The organism is Methylibium sp. (assembly GCF_013817365.1).
In the GTDB taxonomy this organism is placed as follows: Bacteria; Pseudomonadota; Gammaproteobacteria; order Burkholderiales; family Burkholderiaceae_C; genus Methylibium.
On record NZ_JACDCU010000374.1, the window covers coordinates 1 to 4,134 of the forward strand.

A 4,134-nucleotide genomic window follows, 5' to 3' on the forward strand; every position below is an offset into this window, starting at 1 on the left:
CTGCGGGGCTTCGCAAGCGACCTGAAGGGCCTGCGCGAGGAGCTCGGCGCGCTTGCCGGAGACGGTGAACCGCAGGCCGCCGCGCGCCAGTTGCACACGCTCAAGGGCCTGGCCGCGACCCTCGGCGCCAGGGCGCTCGCGGCCGCGGCCAGCCGCGCCGAGACGGCGCAGGGCGGCGAGCCGAACGAGGCTCATGCGGCGTTAGCCAACCTGGATCAGGCCTTCGAACGCAGCATGGACGACATCGCCTGGCTGGCCGCGAACCTGGACGCACCGGCCCCCGGCCCCCTTGACCCGGCCGACGGCGGCCCGCCGACGACTCCACAGGCGCTGACCAGTGCCCTGCACGAACTGGCCGGCCTGCTCGGCAACGCGGACATGCGCGCGATGGACGTGCATGCCCGGCTGACGCGCAGCCACGCCGCGGTACTCGGCCCGCGCCTGGCCGCACTGGACGGCGCCGTCGCGGCCTTCGACTTCAAGGCGGCGCAGGCGCAGTGCCACGTGCTCCTCGAACACCTGGGTCACGCAACATGAGCGGCAACGACAACGCCCTGCCGGCCGCCGTGCTCGAGGCCATCGCGCGCGCGCCCCGGCTACTGGTGGTGGACGACCAGCCGATCAACATCCAGGCGCTCTACCAGACCTTCGCGAGCGACCACCAGGTGTTCATGGCCACCAGCGGCGAGCAGGCGCTCGCGGTGTGCCGCGAGCAGCAGCCCGATCTGGTGCTGCTGGACGTGGTGATGCCCGGCATGGACGGCTACGAAGTCTGCACGCGGCTCAAGGCCGACGCCTCGACCCGGGACATCCCGGTGATCTTCGTCACCGCGCACAACGACGAGGCGACGGAAACCCGTGCGCTGGACGTCGGCGCGGTGGACTTCATCTCCAAGCCCATCAACCCGAAAGTGGTGCGTGCGCGCGTGCGCACGCACATCACGCTCAAGCACCAGTCGGACCTGCTGCGCCGCATGGCCTTCATCGACGGCCTGACCGGCGTCTTCAACCGCCGCTATTTCGACGAGCGCCTGCAGACCGAGTGGCTGCGCGCGCAGCGCAACGGCTCCGAGTTGAGCGTGGCGCTGATCGACGTGGATTTCTTCAAGCGCTACAACGACCGCTACGGCCACCAGGCCGGCGACGACTGCCTGCGGCAGGTGACCACCGTGCTCGAGGCGACGCTGCAGCGCCCGGCCGACGTGGTGGCCCGCTACGGCGGCGAGGAGTTCGTCTGCATCCTGCCCGAGACCGGCCTGGCCGGCGCGCTTGCGCTGGCGCAGCGGCTGGAGAGGGCAGTGCGCGCGCTGGGCATCGCGCATGCCGAGGGGGCGGTGGAGGGCAGGGTCTCGGTCAGTGTGGGCGTAGCCTGCAAAAGCGCCGCCGCACAAGGCGACCCCGCAGGACTGCTGGCACAGGCGGACGCCCGCTTGTACGCGGCCAAGGAGGCCGGCCGGGCGCGAGTTTGCGGCAGCGAGGTGCCCGGCAGCAGCGAGGCGCGCAGCGCCGTCTAACCGAACTGCGCGAGCAACCGCTCCAGCGCCATCGTGAAAGGCACCTCCATCAACGGCAGCGTCACGGTGATGCCGATAAGCCCCACCGCCAGCGTGATCGGAAAGCCGATCGCGAAGATGTTCATCTGCGTGGCCACGCGCGACACCACGCCGAGCACCAGATTGGCGAACAGCAGCATGGTCACGATGGGCAGCGCGATCCACACACCCAGGCGGAACACCTCGGCGCCCCACACCTGCGGCTGCACCATGCGCAAGAAGGCCAGCGGCGCCTCGCCCACCGGAAAGGCGTGAAAGCTCTGGATCACCGCCGCGGTGAGCAGCAGGTGGCCGTTCATCACCACGAACAACAGGGCTGCGGTGGTGCCGAAAAAGCGGCTCACCGCAGTCGATTGACTGGCGGCGATCGGGTCGAAGAAGGACGCGAAGTTCAAGCCCATCTGCAGGCCGATGAGTTCGCCCGCGTACTCGATGCCGGCAAAGACGATGCGCGCGGCGAAGCCGAGCGAAAGCCCGATCAGCACTTGCTGCACGACCGCCTCGAGCGCAAGGGCGCTGTCCAGCGCGATCACCGGCGCCGGCGGCAGCGAAGCCTGCGCGGCGACGGTGATGAAGAAGGCCAGCGCGACCTTCACCCGCACCGGCACGCCGCGCATCGACAGCAAGGGCGCACTGGTGAAGAGCGCCAGCACGCGCAGGAACGGCCAGATGAGCGGGCTGAGCCAGGCGGTGAGCTGGGCTTCGGAGACGGTCAGCACCTCACCCCACCACCGACGGAATCGATTGCAGCGTGCGCTGCAGGTAGTCGACGATCGTGGTGAGCATCCACGGCCCGGCGATCGAAAGCACCGCCACGGCAGCGATCAGCTTCGGCACGAAGGACAGGGTCTGCTCGTTGATCTGCGTGGCCGCCTGGAACACGCTGATCACGAGGCCCACCACCAGCACGGTGATGAGCATGGGCGCCGAAATGAGCAGCAGGAGGTACAGGCCCTGCTGGCCGATGGTGAAGACTTGTTGCGGGTCCATGGCGCACTCACTCAGGTGGCAAACGATGCAGCGAGCGAGCCGAGCAGCAGGTTCCAGCCATCGGCCAGCACGAACAGCATCAGCTTGAAGGGCAGCGCCACCAGCACGGGGCTGAGCATCATCATGCCCAGGCTCATGAGCACGCTGGCGACGATCATGTCGATGATCAGGAAGGGAATGAAGATCAGGAAGCCGATCTGGAACGCGCTCTTGAGCTCGCTGGTCACGAAGGCCGGCACGAGCACGCGAAACGGCGCGTCCTCGGACTTCACCGAAGCGTCCAGCTTGGCCAGGCGTGCAAAGAGCATCAGGTCGGTCTGGCGCGTCTGCTTGAGCATGAACTCGCGCATCGGCACCTCGCCGCGAGCGAGCGCTTCGTCGAAGGCGATCTGGTTGGCGGTGAAGGGCGCGTAGGCCTGGTCGTAGACGCGGTCGATGGTCGGTCCCATCACGAACAAGGTGAGGAACAGCGACAAGCCCACGATCACCTGGTTGGGCGGCGCGGACTGCGTACCGAGCGCTTGGCGCAGCAGGCTGAGGACGATGACGATGCGGGTGAAGCCCGTCATCATGAGCAGCACGGCCGGCAGGAAACTCAGCGCGGTGAAGAACAGCAGCGTCTGGATCGGCACCGAGTAGCTGGCGCCGCCCGCGCCCTGCCCGATCAGCAGCGGCAGCGAGGCGCCGGGCGCCGCGGGTGCGCCGATGGCCTGCGCTAAAGCGACTGCAGGAACGGCCGACAACACGGATACGCCCGCGACCAGCGCCGCGCGGCGGTAACGCGCGAAAAGAGAACCCGTCTTCGGCTTCATTGCGGCGGCGTCTGTTTGCCTGAAGCGGAACGCACCTTGTTCAGCAGCGCCGCGAACGGCATCTCCGGCGTCGGCGCGCTCGGCACCTCCGCCTGCGGCGTCAGCGTGTGCAGCAAGTTGATCGCCTGCGGCGTGACGCCCAGGACCAGCCAGCGGCGCTCCTCGCCCTGCCCCACCTCGACGGTCACCACGCGCTGGTGCGGACCCAGCGGCGAGGAGCCCACCGTGCGCATCGGCGCATCGGTGCGGTTCATGACGCCCATCGCCGCGCCGTACGGCGTGCGCTTGAGCAGCCACAGCACGAGCGGAATGGCCGCCAGGATGAGAACGAACCACAACAGGCCCAATCCGAGGGATCCGCTCATGTCGAACAGCGCTTTCTCACAGGCTGCCGCGGCTGAGCCGGCGCATGCGCTCGCTCGGCGTGACGATATCGGTCAGGCGGATGCCGAACTTGTCGTTGACGACCACCACCTCGCCCTGCGCGATCAGGTAGCCGTTGACCAGCACGTCCATCGGCTCGCCGGCCATCGCGTCGAGCTCGACCACCGAGCCTTGCGCCAGCTGCAGGATGTGCTTGATCGGAATCCTCGTGCGGCCCAACTCCACGGTGAGCTGCACCGGGATGTCGAGGATCATGTTGATGTCGTTACCCGCGCCGCCGTTGCCGGTGGGCGTGAAGTTCGTGAACGGCGCCGGCGACACCTGCTCGGCCGGCGCCATGACTTCGCTGGCGGTTTCCTGCTGCTCGAGCGCGGCGGCCCATTCGGCCGCCATGT

Annotated in this window: 7 protein-coding genes; 2 read left to right on the forward strand and 5 right to left on the reverse strand. The window is 68.4% G+C overall.

What is annotated here, in order from left to right; translation table 11 throughout:
- Window positions 1–537, forward strand: a 537-nt coding sequence (locus H0W38_RS17925; protein ID WP_292456611.1) for an Hpt domain-containing protein, incomplete at its 5' end; no start/stop codon positions are given.
- Window positions 534–1,514, forward strand: coding sequence for a diguanylate cyclase (locus tag H0W38_RS17930; RefSeq protein ID WP_292456614.1), 981 nt, complete (start codon window positions 534–536; stop codon window positions 1,512–1,514). The genes H0W38_RS17925 and H0W38_RS17930, both read left to right, overlap by 4 nt.
- Here H0W38_RS17930 and fliR read toward each other — a convergent pair.
- Genes fliR through fliN form a run of 5 tightly spaced genes read right to left on the reverse strand, consistent with a single transcriptional unit; the run spans window position 1,511 to window position 4,132 of the window.
- A complete protein-coding gene (fliR, locus tag H0W38_RS17935; protein WP_292456617.1) occupies window positions 1,511–2,272 on the reverse strand; it encodes a flagellar biosynthetic protein FliR in 762 nt (253 codons plus the stop codon). The genes H0W38_RS17930 and fliR overlap by 4 nt on opposite strands.
- Before the next feature lies 1 nt (window position 2,273).
- Window positions 2,274–2,543, reverse strand: a complete 270-nt coding sequence (gene fliQ, locus H0W38_RS17940) for a flagellar biosynthesis protein FliQ (RefSeq protein WP_292456620.1) — start codon at window positions 2,541–2,543, stop codon at window positions 2,274–2,276.
- 11 nt (window positions 2,544–2,554) lie between these two features.
- Window positions 2,555–3,355, reverse strand: a complete 801-nt coding sequence (gene fliP / locus H0W38_RS17945) for a flagellar type III secretion system pore protein FliP (protein WP_292456623.1) — start codon at window positions 3,353–3,355, stop codon at window positions 2,555–2,557.
- Window positions 3,352–3,720 (reverse strand): flagellar biosynthetic protein FliO, encoded by a 369-nt coding sequence (locus H0W38_RS17950; RefSeq protein ID WP_292456626.1) that lies wholly within the window; start codon window positions 3,718–3,720, stop codon window positions 3,352–3,354. The genes fliP and H0W38_RS17950 overlap by 4 nt, the downstream gene beginning before the upstream one ends.
- 16 nt (window positions 3,721–3,736) lie before the next feature.
- Window positions 3,737–4,132 carry a flagellar motor switch protein FliN gene (fliN, locus tag H0W38_RS17955; RefSeq protein WP_292456629.1) on the reverse strand — a complete coding sequence of 132 codons (396 nt, stop codon included), beginning with the start codon at window positions 4,130–4,132 and terminating at the stop codon, window positions 3,737–3,739.
- Between the last annotated feature and the right edge of the window lie 2 nt (window positions 4,133–4,134).